This is a genomic window from Actinomyces gaoshouyii, from assembly GCF_002076915.1.
In the GTDB taxonomy this organism is placed as follows: domain Bacteria; phylum Actinomycetota; class Actinomycetes; order Actinomycetales; family Actinomycetaceae; genus Actinomyces; species Actinomyces gaoshouyii.
The window spans coordinates 1,795,013-1,816,857 of the sequence record NZ_CP020468.1; the positions used below are offsets into that span (position 1 = coordinate 1,795,013).

General features: G+C 73.4%; 20 protein-coding genes. 13 read left to right on the forward strand and 7 right to left on the reverse strand.

Annotated features, from left to right (window positions below; translation table 11 throughout):
• The 3 genes from narI to B6G06_RS07415 are packed head-to-tail and all read left to right on the forward strand — an operon-like array spanning position 1 to position 3,648.
• Entirely contained in the window at positions 1–792 is a 792-nt protein-coding gene (gene narI, locus B6G06_RS07405; RefSeq protein ID WP_081171770.1) for a respiratory nitrate reductase subunit gamma, read from the forward strand.
• A gap of 16 nt (positions 793–808) precedes the next feature.
• The gene (gene modA, locus B6G06_RS07410; protein ID WP_081171771.1) at positions 809–1,624 is read left to right on the forward strand and encodes a molybdate ABC transporter substrate-binding protein; all 816 of its coding nucleotides are present in this window, start codon (positions 809–811) and stop codon (positions 1,622–1,624) included.
• Positions 1,621–3,648 carry an ATP-binding cassette domain-containing protein gene (locus B6G06_RS07415; RefSeq protein WP_081171772.1) on the forward strand — a complete coding sequence of 676 codons (2,028 nt, stop codon included), beginning with the start codon at positions 1,621–1,623 and terminating at the stop codon, positions 3,646–3,648. The genes modA and B6G06_RS07415 overlap by 4 nt, the downstream gene beginning before the upstream one ends.
• 164 nt (positions 3,649–3,812) lie before the next feature.
• Here the strand turns inward: B6G06_RS07415 and B6G06_RS07420 are convergent, their stop codons facing one another.
• Entirely contained in the window at positions 3,813–4,910 is a 1,098-nt protein-coding gene (locus B6G06_RS07420) for a FecCD family ABC transporter permease (protein WP_081171773.1), read from the reverse strand.
• The gene (locus B6G06_RS07425; RefSeq protein ID WP_080461976.1) at positions 4,907–5,956 is read right to left on the reverse strand and encodes a FecCD family ABC transporter permease; all 1,050 of its coding nucleotides are present in this window, start codon (positions 5,954–5,956) and stop codon (positions 4,907–4,909) included. The genes B6G06_RS07420 and B6G06_RS07425 overlap by 4 nt, the downstream gene beginning before the upstream one ends.
• Positions 5,957–5,978: 22 nt before the next feature.
• On the opposite strand from B6G06_RS07425, the gene B6G06_RS07430 reads away from it, so the two are divergent.
• The 3 genes from B6G06_RS07430 (at position 5,979) to B6G06_RS07440 (ending at position 9,050) form a co-directional block, all read left to right on the forward strand.
• Entirely contained in the window at positions 5,979–7,037 is a 1,059-nt protein-coding gene (locus B6G06_RS07430; RefSeq protein ID WP_080461977.1) for an ABC transporter substrate-binding protein, read from the forward strand.
• Positions 7,038–7,099: 62 nt separating this feature from the next.
• Positions 7,100–7,879, forward strand: a complete 780-nt coding sequence (locus B6G06_RS07435; protein ID WP_081172275.1) for an ABC transporter ATP-binding protein — start codon at positions 7,100–7,102, stop codon at positions 7,877–7,879.
• A 109-nt stretch (positions 7,880–7,988) separates the two neighbouring features.
• A complete protein-coding gene (locus B6G06_RS07440; RefSeq protein WP_080461979.1) occupies positions 7,989–9,050 on the forward strand; it encodes a zinc-binding dehydrogenase in 1,062 nt (353 codons plus the stop codon).
• 63 nt (positions 9,051–9,113) lie between these two features.
• Here the strand turns inward: B6G06_RS07440 and B6G06_RS07445 are convergent, their stop codons facing one another.
• Complete coding sequence (locus B6G06_RS07445; protein WP_080461980.1) at positions 9,114–9,656, reverse strand: NAD(P)H-dependent oxidoreductase; 543 nt, start codon at positions 9,654–9,656, stop codon at positions 9,114–9,116.
• Between the two features lie 309 nt (positions 9,657–9,965).
• Between B6G06_RS07445 and hisN the strand changes: the two genes are divergently transcribed.
• The 4 genes from hisN to B6G06_RS07465 all read left to right on the forward strand — a co-directional run bounded on the left by hisN (position 9,966) and on the right by B6G06_RS07465 (position 16,608).
• A complete protein-coding gene (gene hisN / locus B6G06_RS07450; protein ID WP_081171774.1) occupies positions 9,966–10,778 on the forward strand; it encodes a histidinol-phosphatase in 813 nt (270 codons plus the stop codon).
• Between the two features lie 185 nt (positions 10,779–10,963).
• Positions 10,964–11,803, forward strand: coding sequence for an undecaprenyl-diphosphate phosphatase (locus B6G06_RS07455; protein WP_081171775.1), 840 nt, complete (start codon positions 10,964–10,966; stop codon positions 11,801–11,803).
• 81 nt (positions 11,804–11,884) lie between these two features.
• Complete coding sequence (locus B6G06_RS07460; RefSeq protein WP_081171776.1) at positions 11,885–13,240, forward strand: exonuclease SbcCD subunit D; 1,356 nt, start codon at positions 11,885–11,887, stop codon at positions 13,238–13,240.
• A complete protein-coding gene (locus tag B6G06_RS07465; protein WP_081171777.1) occupies positions 13,240–16,608 on the forward strand; it encodes an AAA family ATPase in 3,369 nt (1,122 codons plus the stop codon). The genes B6G06_RS07460 and B6G06_RS07465 overlap by 1 nt, the downstream gene beginning before the upstream one ends.
• A 52-nt stretch (positions 16,609–16,660) precedes the next feature.
• Here the strand turns inward: B6G06_RS07465 and B6G06_RS07470 are convergent, their stop codons facing one another.
• The 3 genes from B6G06_RS07470 to B6G06_RS07480 are packed head-to-tail and all read right to left on the reverse strand — an operon-like array spanning position 16,661 to position 19,314.
• Positions 16,661–17,128: a DUF6912 family protein gene (locus B6G06_RS07470; RefSeq protein ID WP_080461985.1), complete on the reverse strand. Its 468-nt coding sequence runs from the start codon at positions 17,126–17,128 to the stop codon at positions 16,661–16,663.
• 4 nt (positions 17,129–17,132) lie between these two features.
• Complete coding sequence (locus B6G06_RS07475; RefSeq protein WP_081171778.1) at positions 17,133–18,542, reverse strand: CpaE/TadZ family protein; 1,410 nt, start codon at positions 18,540–18,542, stop codon at positions 17,133–17,135.
• A 1-nt stretch (position 18,543) separates the two neighbouring features.
• Complete coding sequence (locus tag B6G06_RS07480) at positions 18,544–19,314, reverse strand: hypothetical protein (RefSeq protein ID WP_081171779.1); 771 nt, start codon at positions 19,312–19,314, stop codon at positions 18,544–18,546.
• A gap of 114 nt (positions 19,315–19,428) precedes the next feature.
• Between B6G06_RS07480 and B6G06_RS07485 the strand changes: the two genes are divergently transcribed.
• Positions 19,429–19,650 carry a helix-turn-helix domain-containing protein gene (locus B6G06_RS07485; protein WP_080461988.1) on the forward strand — a complete coding sequence of 74 codons (222 nt, stop codon included), beginning with the start codon at positions 19,429–19,431 and terminating at the stop codon, positions 19,648–19,650.
• Positions 19,651–19,656: 6 nt separating this feature from the next.
• Here B6G06_RS07485 and B6G06_RS07490 read toward each other — a convergent pair whose 3' ends face one another.
• A complete protein-coding gene (locus B6G06_RS07490; RefSeq protein ID WP_229657876.1) occupies positions 19,657–20,187 on the reverse strand; it encodes a Fis family transcriptional regulator in 531 nt (176 codons plus the stop codon).
• A 148-nt stretch (positions 20,188–20,335) separates the two neighbouring features.
• Here B6G06_RS07490 and B6G06_RS07495 point away from each other — a divergent pair, with 148 nt between their 5' ends.
• The gene (locus B6G06_RS07495) at positions 20,336–21,175 is read left to right on the forward strand and encodes a LysM peptidoglycan-binding domain-containing protein (protein WP_081171780.1); all 840 of its coding nucleotides are present in this window, start codon (positions 20,336–20,338) and stop codon (positions 21,173–21,175) included.
• 94 nt (positions 21,176–21,269) lie between these two features.
• The gene (locus B6G06_RS10535) at positions 21,270–21,794 is read left to right on the forward strand and encodes an Rv3235 family protein (protein ID WP_229657875.1); all 525 of its coding nucleotides are present in this window, start codon (positions 21,270–21,272) and stop codon (positions 21,792–21,794) included.
• Positions 21,795–21,845 lie beyond the last annotated feature (51 nt).

Here is a 21,845-nt window from a genome sequence, read left to right on the forward strand (position 1 = left end):
ATGAGCACCTTCGAGCACTACGTCCTGTGGGTCGGCCTGCCCTACGCCGCCTTCCTCCTCCTGGCCGTCGGCCTGTGGTGGCGGTGGCGCACGGACCAGTACGGCTGGACCTCCCGCTCCTCGCAGTGGAATGAGAACCGGATCCTGCGCTGGTCCTCCCCCCTCTTCCACTTCGGGGTGCTCTTCGTGGCACTCGGGCACTTCATGGGTCTCGTGATCCCCAAGTCCCTCACCGAGGCCATGGGCATCCCGGAGCGCGCCTACCACCTCATGGCGGTCATCCCCGGCACCATCGCCGGCCTGATGACGACCGTCGGGCTGGGGGGCCTGCTCTACCGGCGCATCGTGGTCAAGTCCGTGCGCCTGGCGACCACGCGCAACGACATGGTCATGTACGTCATGCTGCTCATCCCGATCCTCCTGGGGGCGTGCGCCACCATCACCACCCAGCTCCTGGGAGGCGAGCACGGCTACGACTACCGTGAGACGATCAGCCCCTGGTTCCGCTCGATCTTCCTGCTGAGCCCCGAACCGGCCCTCATGGCGGACGTCCCGATGGTCTTCAAGCTGCACATCGTCGCCGGCCTGCTGCTCTTCGCGATCTGGCCCTTCACGCGGCTCGTCCACGCGGTCTCGGCTCCCGTGGGATACATGTCCCGGCCCTACGTCGTCTACCGCTCCCGCGCACCGCGCACCGCGGCCGTCGCCCCCAGGCGCGGCTGGGACCCGGTGCGCACGCAGGGCACCGGGAATCAGGGCCCCGACGACGTCGCCGCCTCCGAAGGGGCGTAAGAGGGATACTGCGCCCATGCGCCTCCGCGATCTCCTCCCGAGCCGCGCCGTCCTCATCGCGCTCCTCCTCGCGCCCGCAGCGTGCTCCGGGACCCCATCCTCCACGGCCTCCGCACCCATGGCGGCGACGGGGGCCCCGGCGGGCGCCACCACTGCGGTGGCCGGTCAGCTCACCGTCTTCGCCGCGGCCTCCCTCAAGGAGGCCTTCGAGGAGATCGGGGCCGCGCTCACCGAGGACAATCCCGGTCTGACGATCACCTACGACTTCCAGGGCTCCCAGGATCTCGTCTCCGCTCTCGCCAACGGCGCGGCGGCCGACGTCCTGGCCACCGCTGACGAGAGGTCGATCGCCTCGGCAACCGAGCAGTCCCTCGTAACGCGCCCATCCGAGTTCGCCACCAACCGGCTCACCCTCATCGTCCCGCCGGGCAACCCCGGGGGCATCACCGGCCTGGACTCCTCACTGGCCGGCAAGGACCTCGTCATCTGCGCCGACGCCGTCCCCTGCGGCAATGCCACGGACAGGCTCGAGGAGGCCCTGGGCGTCGCCCTTTCCCCCTCCTCCGAGGAGCAGAAGGTGACCGACGTGCGCGCCAAGGTGGAGTCGGGCGAGGCCGACGCCGGCATCGTCTACAGAACCGACGCTGCGGCCTCCGCAGACGCGTCGGATGAGGTCACGATCCCCGACGGCGGCGTCGTCAACCACTACCCGTTGGCGGTGACCTCATCAGCCGCCAACCCTGCCGCCGCCCAGGCATTCGTCGACTTCGCGCGCGGCAGCGAGGGCCAGGCGATCCTCGCGGCGCACGGCTTCGGCGCCCCCGACCAGTGACGCTCGCCCGGACGGCACTGTGGCCGCTGCCGCGCCGCTCCCGGGCCGCCCGGGCCCCGCTGCCCCTGACGGTGGCGCTCCTCGGGCTGGCCGGGGCGGCGCTCATCATCCTGCCGTTGGCGGGCATGGGGACGCGGGTCGCCTGGGGCCGTTTGCCGGAGCTGCTGTCCTCCCCCTCCGCCACGGCGGCGCTGGGGCTGTCGCTGCGCACCTGCCTCGCCTCCACCACCATCTGCGTGCTGCTCGGGGCGCCGCTGGCGCTGCTGCTGTCCCGGCAGTGGCGCGGAGTGCGCCTGGCGCGGGTTCTCGCCGTCCTGCCGATGACGATGCCGCCGGTCGTGGCGGGGATCGCGCTGCTGGCGACCCTCGGCAAGAAGGGCGTGCTGGGAGGGGTCCTGGATGCCTGGGGGATGCGCATCGCCTTCTCGACGACGGCGGTGGTCATCGCGCAGGTCTTCGTCGCCATGCCCTTCCTGGTGGTGACGCTCGAGGCGGCGCTGCGCTCGCGCGATGAGCGGGCGGAGATGATCGCCCGCACGCTCGGCGCCGGGCCGTGGAGGCTGCTGGTCCGCATCACCCTGCCGATGGTCGGGCCTGCACTGGCGCGGGGGACGGCGCTGGCACTGGGACGCGGCCTCGGCGAGTTCGGGGCCACCATCGCCTTCGCGGGCTCGAAGGAGGGGGTCACGCGCACGATGCCCCTGGCGATCTACCTCCAGCGGGAGGAGGACACGGCCACCGCGCTGGCACTCGCCGTCGTCCTCATCGCCGCCGCCGCCCTGGTCGTGGGGGCGACGACGGTGCCGTGGGGGACGCTGCTCCAGCGGTGGCTCCTCCCCGCGGGCCGGTCCCCCGCACCTTCGGGCACCGAGCATCCGTCGGCGCTCCCACCAGTCCCGATGCCCGCGTCACAGGACGAGCCCGCCCTTCCCCACACTCAGCGGAACGCACGCCGCCTGCCGCTCACAATCTCCTTCACCTCCGCCGAGCGCGACGTGTCGGTCTGCCTGGAGATCGGGGCCGGGCGCAGGCTGGCCCTCATCGGCCCCAATGGATCCGGGAAGTCCACGGCCTGCCTCGTGGCAGCGGGGCTCCTCGACGCCACCGGCGGCGAGGTCCGGCTCGGGGAACGCGTGCTCGACGGAACCGGCTTCGTGCCCGCGGGCCAGCGCGGTATCGCCCTGCTCTCCCAGGAGCCGGGGATCTTCGCGCATATGTCCGTGCTGGAGAACGTCGCCTTCGGACCGCGCTGCCAGGGCCTGGGGCGCCGAGCCGCACGGGAGCGGGCCCGGGCCGAGCTGGTGTCCGTCGGCGCCGAGCACCTCGCCGGACGATCCGGAGGCGCGCTCTCCGGCGGGCAGGCCGCGCGAGTGGCCCTGGCGCGGGCGCTGGCGACCTCCCCTCGCGCGCTCATCCTCGATGAGCCCATGGCGGCCCTCGATGCGGGGGCCCGTCAGGAGATGCGGTCTCTCGTGACCCGGCGGGCGAGCGAGGAGGGCCTGACGGTCCTGCTCGTCACCCATGACGTGCTCGACATCGCCTCCTTGGCCGACGACGTCGTCGTCCTGGAGGCGGGGCGAGTGGTCGAGCGCGGGGAGGCGGCGCGAGTGCTATCGGCTCCGGGCAGTGACTTCACCGCGCGCCTGACCGGCATGTCCATCCTCATGGGCACCGCAGCGGGCAGTCGGGAGGACCCCCGCGTCGATCTGGGGGCCGGAATGGTCATCCATGGGCGCCCGGACCAGGAGGTCAGGGAGGGCGAGCCCGCGGCCGCGCTCATCCCCCCGGAGGCCGTGGCCCTCTATGAGGAGGCCCCCTCGGGCTCGCCGCGCAACGCGCTGCCCGCCGTCGTGCGCACGGTCGAGCGCTCGGGAGCCCTGGTGTCGGTGGGCCTGGAGAGCGGAGGGCACCGCCTGGCCGCCTCGGTAACGGCAGCCGCCGTCGCCCAACTCGGCATCGCCCCCAACCGCGAGCTCATCGCCATCATCAAGGCCGTCGAGGTCCGGGTCGTCCCGCGCGGCTGATCCGCCCGCCCGTTGCGGCCGAAGTGGCGAGGTTCGAGGATTTCTCCTCATGGCACTGCGCCGCTTCAGACGATGGCGCGGATCAGGGGATCGGCATTCGCGCGCGATCCGCCCCCGGCGGCGAATCGCCCGAGCGGTCCTCGAACCCCGCCGCCCTCCATGGGTCACGGCTCCTCCTTGCGCAGACCCACGAACCACAGCAGATACAGGCCCCCGCAAGCGGCACTGACCAGGCCCACCGGGATCTGGAACGGCGCGAGGAGGCGGGCGGCGAGGACATCGGCCAGCGCGAGCAGCAGCGCGCCCATCGCGGCTGAGGCCGCCAGGGCGGTGCCGGCCGAGTGCGAGGCGCGGCGCGCCAGTTGGGGAGCCGCGAGCGCCAGGAAGGCGATGGGCCCGCTCACCGCCACGCAAACGGCCGCCAGGACCACTCCGTAGCCCAGGAGGATGCCCCGGGCCCGCGCAGCACTCAGCCCCAGGGCGGTGGCGGCGTCGTCGCCGAGCTCGAGGATCCCGGCGGGTCGGCCGAGCCACGCGATGAGCGGCAGGAGAAGAGCGGCCGCGGCCAGGAGCGGGCTCACCTGCGCCCAGGTGATCGCGTTGAGGGAGCCGAATTGCCAGGCCTTGGCGGCCTCGGCGCTCTCGATCGTGGCGCGGGTGAGCAGGTAGTCGTTGCTCGCGGCGAGCATCTGGGACAGGGCGATTCCGACCAGGATGAGGGCATCGCCGCTCGCGCCGCGCCGCAGGGCCGCGAGCACGACGAGCACGGCCGTGACGAGGCCTCCCAGAATCGTTCCCAGGGCGATCATCGGCAGGGATGACGCCGTGGACAGGAGGATCACCACCAGTCCCCCGGTGGTGGCGCCCTTGGTGAAGCCGACGATGTCGGGGCTGCCCAGGGGGTTGCGGGACAGCGATTGGAAGACGGCGCCGGCCACCGCGAGCAGTGCCCCGATGAGCAGGGCGGCGAGGGCCCGCGGAAGGCGCTGGTCGAGCACGATGAACCTGTCCAGATCACTGCCGGAGCCGGCGAGGACCGCCAGCGCGTCGGCGGCGGAGAGCCGGTAGGCACCGGTGAGAAGGGCACCGGTGCTCACGATCAGCGCTGCCAGGAGGAGGATGAGGGTGATTGCCAGGGCGCGCCGGTGGAGCAGGATCGAGCGCCCCCGTCCCAGGGGGACGGCGAGCTGCGCCCTCGGGGTTCCCAGGCATGCGGAGGGGCGAGCCGCGCCGGCCGCCTCAGCTCCGTCCCGCCGACTCACGCGCGCCGCCTCGGGCGGGCGAGCACGAGGCCGATGAGGACGGGACCCCCGAGGAAGGCGGTCACCACGCCCGCCTCCAGCTCATCGGGCCAGATGAGGCGCCGCCCGACGACGTCGGCGAGCAGCAGCAGCGCGGGCCCGGCGATGAGGGAGGCCGCGAGGATGCGCCGCTGATCGGCGCCCAGGAGGAGGCGCAGCGCATGGGGGACCATGAGGCCGACGAAGGAGATCGGGCCGATGGCCGCCGTGGTCGCCCCGCACAGGAGTGTGATGGTGACGAGCGCCAGGGCCCGCACCGCGCCGACGCGCGCCCCGAGCGCGCTGGCCTGCTCCTGCCCCAGGGCGAGCGCGTTGAGGGCGTGGCCCAAGGCCATCGCCAGGAGCAGGCCGACCAGGAGGAAGGGCGCGACCCAGGCCAGGACCTCCGCGCCGCGCCCCTCCAGGGACCCCACCACCCAGAAGCGGTAGGAGTCGAAGGCCTGCGTGTCGCGCATGGTGATGGTCCCCGTGATCGCGCCCAGGGAGGCTCCCAGGGCGACCCCGGCGAGGACGAGGCGCGTCGGCCCGGCGCGGCCGGAGCGGCCAGCCATGAGGTGGACGAGCCCGGCGGCGGCCGCGGCCCCGGCGAAGGCGAACCAGAGGTATTCCGTCACGCCGGTGAGCCCCAGCAGGCAGATCGACAGGACGACGGCGAGCGCCGCTCCCGCGTTGACGCCCAGGATGCCGGGCTCGGCGAGGGGGTTGCGGGTGAGGGCCTGCATGACGACGCCGGCCGCGGCGAGTCCGGCGCCGGCCCCGATGGCCAGGAGGGTGCGCGGCATGCGCAGCTGCCAGACGATGATGGAGGGGACGCTGCGATCACGGGCGAGCAGGCCATGCACCGTCTCACCCGCTCCGAGCGGTCGCGAGCCGATGGCCAGGCTCAGCACCACGAGGAGGGCGAGGATCACGGCCCCCACCGCGGCCAGGAGCAGGAGGCGCGCCGCGGGGGCATTGCCGGGCCCGGGGGCGCGCCCGTTCCTCGCGCTCGTATGGGCAAATCGCATGCAATGAGGTTAGCCTACCCACATGGCTCATCTCCACAGTCGACGCACCGTGCTCTCCGCCGCCGCCCTCGCCTCAGCGCTGCCCATCCTCGTCGCCTGCTCCTCGTCCGGCGACAACGCCTCCTCCGCCTCGGGCGGAGCCGCCACCGGCGAGTCCTCGGCCGCCCCCGGCGCCCCGACCCCCACATCCTCCATCCCCACCACGATCCCCGAGGGCATGGGATCGGGGCAGGGCGACGGCATCTTCCCCCGGACGGTCGGCCATTTCCAGGGCTCGACGACGATCCAGGCGCCCCCCAGCAAGGTCGTCATCATCTCCACCGGCCAGCTCGACGCCGCTCTCACGCTCGGGGTCGTACCGGTGGGCGCGGCCGCCGGCGACGGGGCGAAGGCCGTCCCCGACTACCTGGCCAGGGCCTTCCCGGAGCAGGCCGGCGCACTGGGGGCGATCACCGAGGTCGGCTCGCGGAAGGAGCCGAACGTGGAGGCGATCTCCGATCTCGCCCCGGACCTCATCCTCGTCAACAACACGGGCAAGGATCCGGCGGCCCTCTACACGACCCTGTCCAACATCGCGCCCACCGTCGTCACGCAGGGCACGGGCCAGTACTGGAAGCAGGACTTCCTCCTCCTCGCGGACGCCCTGGGGAAGGTCGACGCGGCCCGCACCTGGCTGGACATCTTCCACTCCGACGCCGCCGCGGCCGGGAAGCCGATCGACGGCGCCGGCACCGTCTCCCTGCTGCGCAAGAACGGCGACCGCACGCGGATCTTCGGGGCGATCTCCTTCGCCGGATCCGTCCTGGCGGATATGGGCGTGGCCCGCCCGCAGACCCAGTCCTTCACCGAGGACACCTCCCACGACATCTCCGCAGAGCAGCTCGACCAGGCCGATGCCTCCTGGATCCTCTACGGCGTGCAGGGCGATGCCTCCGCCCTGACCTCGGCGGCACTGTGGCCCACGCTCGGGGCCGTCACCGCCGGCCGGGCGATCCAGGTGGAGGACGACCCCTTCTACCTCAACGCCGGGCCCACGGCCGCCCGCTTCGTCCTGACGACTGTCTCGACGACGGTCAAGTGAGGCGGGGCCTCCACCGTCATCGGGCGCCCGCCCCCGATTTCACGCCCGATGGCGCACCGGGCCTGGCCGCCGAGGCGGTCACGCTCTCCTATCAGCCCCTCCATCCGGTGGTCGAGGACCTCTCGGTGAGCATCACCCCCGGGGAGGTGACGATGATCGTGGGTCCCAACGCCTGCGGGAAGTCGACGCTCCTGCGCGCGCTGAGCCGTGTCCTGACTCCCGACAGCGGTGGCGTCGTCCTCGATGGCAGGCCGGTCGCCCGGATGCGCCCCAAGGCCTTCGCCCGGCGGGTGGGTCTCCTCGCCCAGTCGTCGCTCGCCCCCGAGGGGATCACCGTCCACGAGCTCGTGGCCCGGGGGCGCTACCCCCACCAGTCGGTTCTGCGCCAGTGGTCGCCCGAGGACGACGAGGCCGTCAGCGAGGCCATGGAGCGCGCCGATGTGACGGGGCTGGCGGGCCGCCGCGTCTCCTCGCTGTCCGGCGGACAGCGCCAACGGGCGTGGATCGCCATGGCGCTGGCCCAGCGCACGGACATCCTGCTGCTCGATGAGCCCACGACCTTCCTCGACCTGGCCCACCAGGTGGAGGTCCTCGAGCTGTGCCGCGAGCTCAACGCCTCCCTCGGCACGACGATCGTGGCGGTACTGCACGACCTCAACCAGGCCTGCCGTTACGCCGATCGCGTGATCGCCATGCGCTCGGGGCGGATTCTCGCCCATGGGGCGCCGTCGGAGGTCATCACGGAGGAGGTCGTCGAGGAGGCATTCGGGCTGCCCGTGCGGGTCATGAGCGACCCGCTGACGGGCACGCCCATGGTGCTGCCCCTGCCCCGCCGGCCCTGACGCCCGCCCGGCGGCGGGCCATTCCTGGCACTGAGAGGGCCTGGCTGCGAGTGCGGCGGCTTCCGTAGGCTCTGACGAATCGACCGATTCTTATCAGAGAGGCCCCGCCATGAGCACCACCCCACCGACAGCCCCCGCCCTGCCCGCCACCATGCGCGCAGTCGTCATGAACGCACCCGGCGACGTCGCCGTGGAGACCATCGAGACACCGCGCGTGGCGGGGCCCGGCGACGTCGTCATCAAGCTCGCCGCCGCCTGCGTGTGCGGCTCCGACCTGTGGCCCTACCGGGGCGCCCAGCCCGTCGACCACCAGTACATGGGCCACGAGTACGTCGGCACCATCGTGGAGAAGGGCGAGGATGTCCGCACCCTGGAGCTCGGGGACTTCGTCATCGGCTCCTTCATGCTCTCCGACGGCACCTGCGAGATCTGCCGGGCCGGTTACCCCTCGCGCTGCGCCAACGCCGGGCACTACACCGGCAGCCAGGCCGAGTACATGCGCGTCGAGCTCGCCGACGGCTCCCTGGTGAAGGTCCCCGGCGGCGAGCCGGACGACCCCGAGCGCCTCGCCGACTACCTCGCAGCCTCGGACGTCCTGGGCACCGGCTGGTACGCCGCCGTCGCCGCGAACGCCGGTCCGGGCAAGACGATCGCCGTCGTGGGCGACGGCGCCGTGGGGCTCTCGGCGGTCCTGGCCGCCAAGGCGCTGGGAGCCGAGCGGGTCATCGCCTTCTCCCGCCACGAGGACCGCGCGGCACTGGCCCGCGAGTTCGGGGCCGACGTCGTCATCGCCGAACGCGGCGAGGAGGGCGCGGCGAAGGTCAAGGAGCTGACGAACGGCTACGGTGCGCACGGCGTGTGCGAGGCCGTGGGCTCCCAGGAGTCCATGGACCAGGCGCTGGCCTCATGCCGTCCCGGCGGCTACATCGGCTTCGTCGGCGTCTCGCACGACCAGACGATCGACGGCTTCAACCTGTTCTTCCGCGAGGTCCACCTCGAGGGCGGGCCCGCCCCCGTGCGCCGCTTCCTGCCCGACCTCATCAAGCGCATCGACGCCGGGGAGATCCACCCCGGCCGCGTCTTCACCAAGCGCCTGCCGCTGGACGAGGCCGCCGAGGCCTACAGGGCCATGGATGAGCGCCGCGAGATCAAGGTTCTCCTGGAGGTCTGAGCCCGTGGCCCCCGTTCCCGGCGGCGCCGCGCACCCCGGGAACGAGGGCTGCGCCGCCCCGGCCTACTCCAGGCGCCCGAGGATGGGGCGGTTCGTGGAGGTCAGGACGCTGCGGTACTCGGCGCAGCGCGCCATGAGATCCGTCTCCATCATGCCCAGGCAGCCCATGACGATGAAGGGGACGAGGTAGGTCATGGAGCAGGTGGCGGCCGAGGCCTGGAAGGGGCGCAGGAGCTCGGTGAGCGAGTAGCCCACCATGCGCTGTCGGCCGTATTCCGCGGCGCCCGCGGTGGTGGCGATCATGAGCTCCTTGCCGAGCAGGGCGACGCCGTCGGGCCCGTGGGCCCACCCGAAGGTCAGGACGTCGTCGAGCCATTGCTGGACCAGCGGCGGGGCGGAGAACCAGTGCAGGGGGAACTGGATGACGATGCGGTCCGCGCCATCCATGGCGGCCTGCTCCGCCGCGACGTTGATGACGCCATCGGGATAGAGGTCGTACATCCGGCGCACGGTCACACCCGACACGCCCTCCGCCTCCGCGGCCAGGGCGCGATTCACCACGGAGGAGGTCATGTCAGGGTGGAAGACGAGAACCAGGGTGTTCACGACTGCTCCTTCAGTTGTCCATGAGACCGGGCCGGACCAGGGGCCGGGTCATCCTGGTTCGAGCCTATCGGGAGCCCACCCCGCATGAGAGCCCGGCGTGATACAAGGTGAGCAGGCCCACCCCGACTCGCCGCCACGGCTCATCGCCTCCCGGCGCTCTCCGACGGCGCCGCGCAGCCCGTTGGGCCCATCGGCGGAGAGGCAGCAGCGGTATGGGGGCGCGGGCGGAGCCGCGCTGGGCCGACGCAGTGGCGCCTCAGCAGGGCCGGTCTTCCCACCCGAGCGTCCCACGGGCGCTACCGTGGTGCCATGAGCGCCCCCATCTCGCCCGAGCGCCGCTGGCGCGACGACCTGCACCTGGCCCACACCATCGCGGATCAGGCGGACGCCCTCACGCTGCCCCGTTTCGAGGCCCAGGACTTCAACGTCGAGACCAAGCCCGACCTGACCCCCGTCACCGAGGTCGATCGCACCGCCGAGAAGCTGGTGCGCGACTACCTCGCGCGCGCCCGCGGACGCGACTCGGTCCTCGGCGAGGAGCTGCCGCCCACCGGCCACGCCCCCCGGCAGTGGGTCATCGATCCGATCGACGGCACGAAGAACTTCGTGCGGGGCGTGCCGGTGTGGGCCACGCTCATCGGGCTCGTCGAGGACGGGCAGGTCGTCGTCGGGCTGGTGAGCGCGCCGGCACTGGGCAAGCGCTGGTGGGCGGTGGCCGGCGGCGGCACCTGGACCGGGCGGTCCCTATCCTCCGCCAAGCGCCTGGGAGTCTCCAGCGTCGGCTCGCTCGGGGACGCCTCGCTGTCCTACTCCTCCCTGTCCGGATGGGCCGAGCGCCATCGCCTGCGCGGGATGCTCTCGCTCATGCAGTCCTGCTGGCGCACGCGCGCCTACGGCGATTTCTGGTCCTACATGCTCTTGGCCGAGGGGGCCGTGGATCTGGCGGCCGAACCGGAGCTGGAGCTCTACGACATGGCGGCCCTCGTGCCCATCGTCACCGAGGCGGGCGGCGCCTTCACCTCGCTCGACGGTGAAGCGGGGCCCTGGGGAGGCAGCGCTGTCGCCTCCAACGGGCGCCTTCACAAGGCGATCATGAAGCACCTCGGCTCCGAGACCGACTGATATCCGCACCGATCGGTGCCGTTTCCACCGAGAGGTGCGCCCTGCCCGCACCAGTGGGCGGGAACCGCACCAGTGGGCGGGAACCGCACCAGTCAGTGCGGATGGCGCCGAGGGCTCGACGCCGGTAGCCTTCCCGAAGCATCACGGAGGCACCGGCCCCGTCATCGTTCCTTGATCGGAGTCCCATGAACTGGCTGCACGCCGTCCTGCTCGGCATCGTCGAGGGCATCACCGAGTTCCTTCCGGTGTCCTCGACCGGGCACCTCAACATCGTCGAGAAGCTACTGGGCTACGACATCGACTCGGTGGGCATGACGGCCTTCACCGCGGTCATCCAGGTCGGCGCGATCCTGGCCGCCGTCGTCTACTTCTGGCGCGACATCGTGCGGATCGTGACCGCCTGGTGCAGGGGATTGGTGAACGAGGAGGCCCGCCGCGACCCCGACTGCACGCTGGGCTGGGGCGTCATCCTCGGCTCCATCCCGGTGGCGGTCATCGGGCTGCTCTTCAAGGACTTCATCGAGGTCACGGCGCGATCCCTGTGGATCATCGCGGCCGCCCTCGTCATCTGGTCGGCGGTCATGTGGATGGCCGACACCCGCACGGACCTTGATAAGGGCATGCGGGATGTGTCCATCAAGGACGCCCTCATCATCGGAGTCTTCCAGGCGCTCGCCCCGGTCTTCCCCGGCATCTCCCGCTCGGGTGCGACCATCTCCGCGGGACTCTTCCTGCGCTTCGACCGGGTGACGGCCACGCGCCTGTCCTTCTTCCTGGGCATCCCCGCCCTGCTCGCGGCCGGCGCGCTCGAGGCCGTGACGGCCTTCGACCACATCTCGGACCCGAGCATCGGCTGGAGCGCGACGATCATCGCCACGGTCGTCTCCGGCGTCGTGGCCTACGCAACCATCGCCTGGCTGCTCAAGTTCGTCTCCTCCAACAAGTTCACGGGCTTCCTCGTCTACCGCGTGGCGCTCGGCGGCGTCATCGCGGCCCTCGCGGCCACGGGCACCGTCGCGGCCTGATCGCTCCGGCGACGGCGCCAAGGGGTATCCGGCCCCTTAACGCCTCTCATTCGCGTCAGCGCCCCGTGAGACAGTGTGCCCATGCGGATCCTGCACACCTCCGACTGGCACCTGGGGCGGACCTTCCACGGACGCGCGCTCGACGACGCCCACGCGGCCTTCGCCGACCACCTCGTCGGGCTCGTGCGCACCGAGGGCGTCGACGCCGTCCTCGTGGCCGGGGACGTCTACGACCGGGCGGTGCCGCCCACGGACTCGGTGCGCCTGCTCGACGAGACGCTGCGGCGCCTGAGTGAGCGCACCCGCGTCGTCCTGACCCCCGGCAACCACGACTCCGCCCGCCGCCTGGGCTTCGCCGCCGGTCTGCTGCGCGAGGGCCTCGTCATCCGGGCGCGCACCGACGCCGTCCACCACGCCGTCGTGCTACCCGACGCCGACGGCGGCCCGGGCGCGCTCGTCTATGCCCTGCCCTACCTCGACCCGGACGCCGCCCGGGCCACCCTGCCGCGTCTGCTCGCCGAGCAGCTCGGTGAGCGCAGTGAGGACGGCGGCCCGGCTGCGGGTGACGGCGAGCCGCAGCCGCCCAGACTGGCGCGCTCCCACGAGGCCGTCGTCAGCGGCGCCCTGCGGCTCGTCGCCGCGGACCTTGCGGCACGCAGGGCCGCCTCGCCGGTGCGCACGCCCGCCCTCGTCATGGCGCACGCCTTCGTCGCGCCCGCGCGCACGAGCGAGGACGGCTCGCTGTCCCCCGCTAAGGACGCCCCGGCGACGACACAGTCCGAGCGGGACATCAGGGTCGGAGGCGTGGACCTCGTCCCCTCCCAGGTCTTTGCCACGCTTGGCGGCTCGCCCCTGGCAGCGCAGGCGGGCGGCCTCGACTACGTCGCCCTGGGCCACCTCCACCGCCCCCAGGCCGTCCACCTGCCCGAGGCCCTGCACGCGCAGGACCGGCCCGTCGACACCGTCCTGCCGGTGCTGCGCTACTGCGGCTCACCACTGCCCTTCTCCTTCTCCGAGGCGCCCTGCGCCAAGTCCTCGGTGCTCATCGACGTCGGCGCCTGCGGCGTCAGCAGCACCGAGCTCGTCCCTGCCCCCGCGCCCCACCGGATCGAGACCGTGCGCGCCACGATGGCCGAGCTGCTCTCACCGCGCTACGACGAGCTCACCGACGCCTGGCTGCGCGTCGAGCTCACCGGGGAACTGCCCCACGGCGCTCTCGCCCGTCTCAAGCAGCGCTTCACCCACATGCTCTCTTTCAGCCGGATCGCCCCCACCGCCCGTCCGCATGAACGGGTCGTTATCACACGTCAGGCCGACCCCGTGAAGGTCAGCGAGCAGTTCCTCGCCGAGGTCGGGGGCAGGGAGCCCAGCCCGGCCGAGTCCGCCGTCCTCAGCGAGGCCTACGAGGCCGTCCGCGCCGCCGAGAGGAGCCTGTGATGCGTATTCACCGCCTGACGATGACGGCCGTCGGTCCCTACGCGGGCACCGAGACGATCGACTTCGACCGCTTCGCCGACTCGGGCCGCTTCCTCCTCACCGGCCCGACCGGCTCGGGCAAGACGACGATCATCGACGCGATCGTCTTCGCCCTGTACGGCGAGGTCGCCGACGCCTCGGACTCCTCTAAGGACCGCATCCGCTCGCGCTACGCGTCCCCCGAGCAGCCGACCGTCGTCGAGATGGTGTTCTCCACCGGTGCCGGAGTGTTCAAGGTGCGGCGCACGCCCGAGTACGAGCGGCCCAAGAAGCGTGGGGCCGGCACGACGACGCAGAAGGCGAGCGCCCACCTGTGGCGGCTGACCTCCCTGGACGAGCAGGCCGTCGAGGAGCCGGGCGAGGAGCCCGTCGTCGGCCCGCGCGAGGTCGGCCCGGAAATCACACGGGTCGTCGGGCTCACCCGCGAGCAGCTCACCCAGACCGTCGTCCTGCCCCAGGGCAAGTTCGCCCGCTTCCTGCGCGCCTCCTCCCAGGAGCGTCATGTGCTGCTGCGTGACGTGTTCGGCACGGGTCTCTACGACCGGATCCAGGACGAGCTCGCTAACCGCTCGCGTGACGCCCGCCGCCGGGCTGAGGCCGCCCGCTCCGCTCTCGTCCACGCGGTCGCGAGCCTGCTCCCGCTGCTGCCCCAGGAGGAGGCCGACGGCGAGGCCGCGCCAGGTCGTGCCGACGACGGGGTCGCGGTGGGCAGGAGCGACGCCCTGAGCACGGACGAGGCGCCCGGCTCGCTGGAGGAGACGTCATCCGGGTCAGAGCCCGCAGCCAGTCGTGCTGAGAGGATTCACGCCGCCGCCAGCGGACCGGTCCCGGACGAGCAGGCCCTCTCCCGCCTGCTCGATGAGGCGATCGCCCGCTCGCACGCCCGCGTGAGAGCCCACGAGAGCGTCCAGGAGCAGGCCACCGCGCAGCGCGACGACGCCGCTCGACACCTGCAGGCCACCCGGGACCTCGCCGCTCTCATCGCGACGCGTACGAAGCTCCTCGATGAACAGGCCCGGCTGGCAGATCGCGCCGAGGCTGATGACGCCGACGCCGAGCGCCTCACCCTGGCTGAGAGGGCCGCACGCGTCTCCTCCCCCGCTGCTGTGGCGCAGCGCCACGCCCGCACCGCCCTTGGGGCGCTCGATGCGCTGGAGCCGGCACTGAGCGCATGCGCCCAGGCGGCGTCGGACCACACGTCCACCCCCGCGGATCCAGCGGAATCAGGGGCGTCCGGTGCGCCTGGGCCCCCGGGCACACCGCTGCCCCTCACCGCTGTGCGCGGCGCACGCGCCCTGGAGGCGCTAAGGCCTGTGCTTGTGCAGTCCGCCGCCCCCACGGCCTCCACCGCTGCGGACGGCCACGACGTCGGGGACCTCGCACCCGCAGACCTCGACGCCCTCACCACCGCGTCCAGGGCCAGCGCCAAGGACCTGGAGGCGGCAGCCGACCGCGAGAGGCTCGACGCCGGAGCCCTGCAGGCCCTCGTCGAGTCCGAAGCCTCCCTGCCCTCCCGTCGTGACGCCCTCGCCCGAACGCGCACGGATCACGCCGCCGAGATCGTTGCGATCACGCAGGAGCGCGACGCCCTGTCTGAGCGACCCGCCCACCACGCTCAGCTTCAGGCGTCGCTCGCCGCCGCCCGCGCCGCCGAGTCGCTCGTCCCGACGCTTGTGGCCTCACGCGACGCCGCCCGCACCCGGCATGAGGCCGCCCTGCGCGTCGCCCGGCTCACCGAGCAGGTTCTCGCCGCCCAGGAGGCGACCGACGCCGCACGGCGCGCGGCCGAGCAGGCGGCGGACACGCTCCACACCCGACGTCGTGCCTGGATCGCCCTGACTGCCGGCAGTCTCTCCGCCGACTTGCGCACCGGTGAGCCCTGCCCCGTGTGCGGCTCGACCGAGCACCCCCGTCCCGCCCCGGTCGAGGATGGCACCGTCACCCGCGCCGACGTCGAGTCCGCCGACGCTGCCGAGAAGCAGGCCGCCGCGCTACTGGCCGAGCGGGCCGGGGACCTCGACTCCCTCAAGCGGCAGCGCGCCGACGCCGAGGAGCAGGCCGGCGGGCTCGATGTGCGCGCCGCAGCCGACGCCCTCACGACCACCGAGGCCGCGCTCTCGCAGCACCAGGCGCTGGCCGCAGGCGTCGAGGCCCTCTCCACCGAGCTCGAGGGCTTCGCCCAGCAGACCTCCGCGCTCACGGAGGCCCTGGCCGCGCGCCAGGCCGCCGCCACCACCCAGGCGCAGCACCTGGCGGACACCGAGCGCCAGCTGGACGCCGAGGCCGAGCGCCTGACGCAGGCGCGCGGAGCTGAAGCCTCCGTCAGCGCCCGCGCGAGCGCGATGACGGCTCGCGCTGACGCTCTCGCTTCGGCCGCCCGCGCCGTGCACGGTGCCGTCAATGCCGTACACGCGACCGTGCAGGCGCACGCCGACCTGCGCACCGCCCTGGCCGACGCCGGCTTCGGTTCGCTCGAGGCGGTCCACCAGGCCTCCCTGGCCCCAGCCGAACTCGACGCGCTGCGTGCGCGTGTCACCGCCGTCGCCGCCGCCCGCGAGCACGTGAGGCAGGGACTCGCCGAGGAGGCGGTCGCCTCCCTCACAGGTCAGGAGCAGGCCGACGTCGAGGCCGCAACCGCCGCCCACGCCGACGCGGACGCCGCCCACACGCAGGCGGTGCGCGCCGTCGAGCAGGCACGTGCCGCCCACGCGGCCCTCGATGAGGCCGCCCGGGCCGTGCGCGAGGCCGCCCGGACCCTCAGCCGCACGAGCGCGGACCAGCAGGCCCTGCTGCGCGTCGCCGAGCTCGCCGGCGGGACGAACGACCGGGCGACGCCGCTGGCGACCTGGGTCCTCGTCGAACGGTTCGCCGAGGTCCTCACCTTCGCCAACCAGCGCCTGGAGGAGATGTCCGACGGACGCTTCAGCCTGGCCAGCACCACCGAGGAGGCAGGCTCCGCGCGGCGCAAGGACCGTGGCCTGGGCCTGGCCGTTATCGACCACGACGCCGGGGACGACCCGCGCGACCCCCGGACCCTGTCCGGTGGTGAGACCTTCTACGTCTCCCTCTCCCTCGCCCTGGCACTGGCCGACGTCGTCACCGCCGAGGCCGGCGGCACCACCCTGGAGACGTTGTTCATCGACGAGGGCTTCGGCACGCTCGACCCGCAGGCGCTCGACAACGTCATGGGTGAGCTCTCCCGGCTCCAGGCCGGCGGGCGCACCGTCGGCATCGTCTCGCACGTTGAGGAGCTCCGGCGCCAGGTCCCCGACCGGGTGGAGGTGCGCCGTGCTGGCGTCGGCTCCACGCTCACCCTGCGCGCCCGATGAGTGCGGGCCCGCGCACCGCCGGCCACGGGCCGGGCGGCGCGCCTGAGTGCGCTCAGCCGAGCTCGGCGGCCAGCGCCCGCCTCTCCGAGACGTCGAACCACAGCAGGTCCGCCTGCGCCGCCCGCTCGAAGGCCTCCTCGTCACCCGTGCGGGCGGCGGCGACGTCGGCCCGTGCCTCCGGCTCGTCCACGAGCAGCGCAGCGACGTCGTCCCACGCCACCGGTGCGAGCAGCTCGACCGTGCCGGGCAGGACCTCGTCACCGACCTCGAGCTCGCGCACCACCGAGGCGTCCACGTCCGCGGCGATGACCACGCGGCGGTCCGCCAGGCCGCTCGCGCCCGGCTCGGAGAGCAGCAGGACGGAGGCGTCGGCGGCGCACAGGCTCGCCGAGACCTCCAGGCCCTCCTCGTCCTCATCGGGCAGGGCGGCGGCCAGGGAATCCGTCGCGGCATGGGCCCGGCGGGCGGTGATGGGATCAGCGGCGAGGTCGGCGGCCGTGGCGGGCAGGTAGATGCGCATGGGCCTAGTGTGCCCGTCGGCGGCCGTGGCGGCCGTCCCCGGCGGCTCGCGTGTTCCCGCGCCGAGAGCGGGAGCGGGCGGGCCGCGAGCAGCCGGCGGATGGATCGAGGGCGTCCACCAGCCCGGCCAGGGCCCGCCCCAGCGCCGATCCGGGGCACAGGTCGAGAACGGCGCGGGCCTCCAGGACGCAGCGGTCGGCCGCCTGGGGATCCTCGGGCAGCAGGATCGGATCGGCGACGCCGCCGAACCTGCCCAGGGACTCCCGCACCGCCCGTGCCGGTGAGGGCCCGGCCGCGGAGGCCCGCACCCGGTTGACGACGACGCGCGGCGCTCGCCCTGCCCCCAGGGCCTCCTCGCAGTCGGTGAGCAGCTGGAGGAGGCGGCGCACCCCGATCGGATCCCCCGCGCCCACGAGCAGGACCTCGTCGGCCTGGCGCAGCAGTTCGGAGGCCATGGCCCCACGGCCGGGCTCGAGGGAGTACTCGTCGACGGCGTCGTCGATCGGGCCGCCCGCCAGGTCCACCACCGTCCAGGCGGCCGCGCGGCGCGCCCGCCCCCAGACGGCCTCCATCGCCACCGGCGGCAGCTCCCGCCAGCGCCCCGGCCTGCCGAGCCCGGACAGGAGCCCGACACCCGCGCCGATCGGCACGACGAGCCGGGCGAGCTCCGCATCGTCCAGGCGCCCATGGGCTGCCAGGCGCGCGGCCGTGGCCAGTGAGGAGGAGTCCTCAGGAACACCGAGGAGCTCCACGAGGCTCGGGGCCTCGATATCGGCGTCGACCAGCAGCGCACCGCCGGAGGGGGCCAGACCGTGGGCGAGGCTGGCAGCGATCGTGCTGCGGCCGGGGGCACCGTGGGGCCCCCACACCGCCACGATCCTCCCCCGCCGACCGGCTGCCGGCGCCCCTGGTGGAGGCGGTGCCGCCTCCACCGCCTCTTCGGACCGCGCCATCGGCTCGCCCGGGACGGGCGCACTGCCGATGGTCGCCCGGGCCCCCTGCGGAGCCGAGCCGGTCGTCATGGCAGCGGTGCCCCAGCCTCCGGCGGGAGGCGGGGGCACCGCCCGGCGGGCCAGCGCCTGGAGGGCGCCGCGCACCTCGGCGGGCCGGGCTGCGGCGCTCAGGACGATCCAGCCGGGCATGGACCACTGGGCCTCCTCACCATCGGGAACGAGGAGCACGCCGACGGCACCGCAGCGGGTGATCCGGTCGATGATGGCGCGATCGACGTCGTCGAAGGCCGTCTCGAGGACGACGAGCGAGGCGAGCCCGGCCATGGCCGCGCCCACGAGGTCGGTGAGGTCCGCGCACCGGCGCACCACCCGCAGCCCTGATCCCTGGGCATCGATGGCCCGCAGCGTCTCCGCGTCCGAGCCGGCCAGGCCCAGGAGGACCCCGCTCGCTGGCGCCGCCATGTCAGGAGCCCTGCCCGGTGGGCACGAGCACGAGCGGCCGCCCCGATCCGACGGCGGTGAGGACGTCGGCCACGGATCCCTCGGGCACGAGCACCTCCACCGTTGTGGTCCCGGTGGACACGAGACTGGTGCGCTCCTGGTTGACGGCGCGGATGACGAGGCCCTGGGCCACGACCCGCGCCCGACCGGCGCCCTCCTGAGACTCCTGGGAGGAGTCGCCCGCCGGCGCGGTGCCGACCGAGGGATGGGCCGTCACCGCACTCGCCACGGGGGCTGCCGATCCGGCGGATCGCGGGGCCTGGCCGTCCGGCAGCTGCCACAGGTCAACGCCGTCGCCGGCGCCGGTGCCCTTGGGCAGTCCGAGGGATGCCTCGATGACGATGGAGCGCTGGGAGGCGGCCGAGGCGGGGGCGACGGCGGCCGTGGGCAGCAATTCGCCCTTGCCCAGGGAACGGGTCGCGATCGCGTCGCCGGGCAGGCTCCCCGCCGGGATGTAGGCGCCCGTGCCGGGGCGGGAGTCGACGAGGGCGAGCACGCCGTCGGCGGTGAGGTCCGTGCCGGGGGCGACGTCGCGGGTGAGGATGTAGACCTCCTGGGTGCCCGCGGCGGAGTCGACCGCCCATGCGCCCAGGGCGACGGCGCCGCCGATGAGGGCGAGTCCGCCCGCCAGGCGCGGGTCCCGCCAGCCCGGGCGCCGCCACCTGGCGGGGGCCGGGGATGAGGGGGAGAGGTGCGCGGGAAGCGGGGCCTGGGAGCGCTGGGCGGCTGGCACGAGATCCTCCTTGATGATTCGCAGCCGATCCTGACGATCGTTGATGACTTTTCGTTATCCACAGGGATGCCCGAGGGGTAGCGCGCCCAGGGTGCGCGGTGAGACCATCGTGCCATGCCCAGACGCTTCTTGACCATCGCCGATGTGGCCGACCAGCTCCAGCTCTCGGCGCAGGGCGTGCGCGCACTCATCCAGTCCGGCGATCTGCCCGCCATCCAGGTGGGCGCCCGGCACCTGTGGCGGATCGAGGAGGCGGCGCTGGACGAATACATCGACCGCCAGCTCGACGCGACCAGGGAGATGATCGCCTCCGGCCGGGTGACGAGCGGGTCCTGAGCGCCCCTACCTGCTCCGGACCAGGTCGATGGCGTCGAAGGCGATGCTGATCCTGGTCGGCCGCTCCGCAGCGGCCTCCAGGAGATCGACATGGTCGGCACCCACGCGCACGATCCGCCCCACGACGTCGCCCGCGGGCATGAGCAGGCGGGTCCGCGAGCCCCTGCGCCCCAGCTCCCGGAGCACGGTGGCCAGGGTCGCGCGCGAGGGGCGCCGCGGTTGCGGGGCCGCTGCCACGAGCCCGACCACCACCGCGATCGAGGGGAGCGGAGCAACGGCCTGGAGGCCATCGGGCTCATCGATGAGCACGATCCCATCCCCCATCTGGGTCAGAACGCCGTCGACGTCGTTGCCGCCACGGGTGCGCAGCCGGACCTGCTGGCCGACGCGGCCTCGGAGCCGATCGACGAGGCGGATGAGCGCGGCGTCGGCGGCGGCGCTCTCGACGCTCTGAGCGGCGACCTGCGCCCGCCGCTCGGCGTCGAAGCGATTCTCCAGGTCGTCCAGCATCCGGCTCCAGCCCGCGCCTGCGTCCATGGGCGTAGCCCACCACGGCTCAAGCGGCGGGACAAGACCGGCGAGACAGCAGATCGGATCGACGAGACCCCACATCACCCCCTTGACGCATCTCAAACAATCATGCATCCTTAAACATCATCAAACATGATCATGAAGGGATGAGGGCATGACTGTCGCACACCGCCTCCTTCTCATGGCCGCCGTGAGCGCCGCTGTCACCCTCGCTCTCGCCCTGGCCAGCGCGGACGCCGTGGGCGTCCTGGTGCGCGCCGATCCCTCCCGGTGGGGCCGCGCCGAGCTCAGCGCTGCCCTGGTGGCGGCTCTGGGCGGCCTCGGATCGCTCGGAGCCTCCTGGCATCTGATCTCCGCGGCGGTCGCGATCGCCGCGACCCGGACTCCCAGGGGCGGACTCGCCCGCACTGCCGTGGAGCGCTGGGGCGCGCCGCTGGTCCGCAGGATCGCTGTCGGCGCGCTGCTGGCCGGCGCGGCCGCGCCGGCGGCGGCAGCACAACCGCCCGGCCCGGATGCGCCGTATCTGGGCTGGCGGCCCACGAGCAGCCAGACCGGGCCCACGGCGACCCCGGCGTCCTCGGACTCGCCCGCAACGGACCCCTCGGCGCCATCGGCCGCGCCCGATCCGGGAGCGGGCTCGACGCCCGAGTCGTCGTCGGCGCCGCTCGCCCCGGAGCCACCCAGCGGGGGCGGCGGGCAGGGGGCCGGGAGTCCACGGCCCCGGCAGGACGCCGCCGGTTCCACGCGGGACGCGGGCAGCGCCCCTTCGCCCGGAACCGGGGAGGAGGCCGCGCTCGTCGTCGAGCCCGGCCAGAGCCTGTGGTCGATCAGCGCCGCGAGGCTCGGCCCCCGGGCATCCGCGGCGGATATCGCCCGAGCCTGGCCCCGCCTCTACCGGGCCAATGAGGGGACCATCGGCTCCGAGCCCGGCCTCATCCGCCCCGGCCAGAGGCTCACCGTGCCCGAGGACCTCGCTCCCCCGGAGCGGGACTGATCACGCCGCCCGCTCCCCCACTTGCCCTCCCCGCTCCCCCGCGAAGCCCTGACACGCGTATCCATCCATCACCGACGATGAAACGGAGCCCGTCATGAGCGCCCTCCTCGAAGCCCCCGCCCCGTCCCTCGATTTGCGCCAGACCCAGGCCCTGACCTCCATGCTCGCTCCCGCGAGGGCGGCGCGCCGCATCGTCAACGGTGCGGAGAGGCCGTCTCTCCCCTCGCCGACCCACTCATCGAGCAGCGCCTCAGCGCCCTCCCGGTCGGCGAGTGGGGATCGCACGGACGCGAGCGCCGATGCCGCCCGCGCGGCCCGTGTCCTCATCACCGCGGCCGTCGAAGTGCTCCTCGGCCTGCGGGCGCCGAACCAGCTCGATCGCTGGACAGAGCCGGATCTCATGGACGCCCTCATGCGGCGCGCGGGGCTCGCCCAGCGCCGTTCGGGCGCGGCCCGCAGGCGCGGGCCCATCGTCCGCTCCGTCCACACTCAGCCCACCGCCAACGGGGACTGCGAGGCCGCAGTGCTCCTCGACTGCGGGGACCGGGTCCGGGCGGCGGCCGCCCGCCTCGTCCCGCGCCGGGAGAAGTGGGTGCTGGCGAGCCTGGAGGTGATCTGAGTCCCGCGCCCCCAAGAAGTCGGGGGCACGGGCCTCAACCCTGCTATCGCA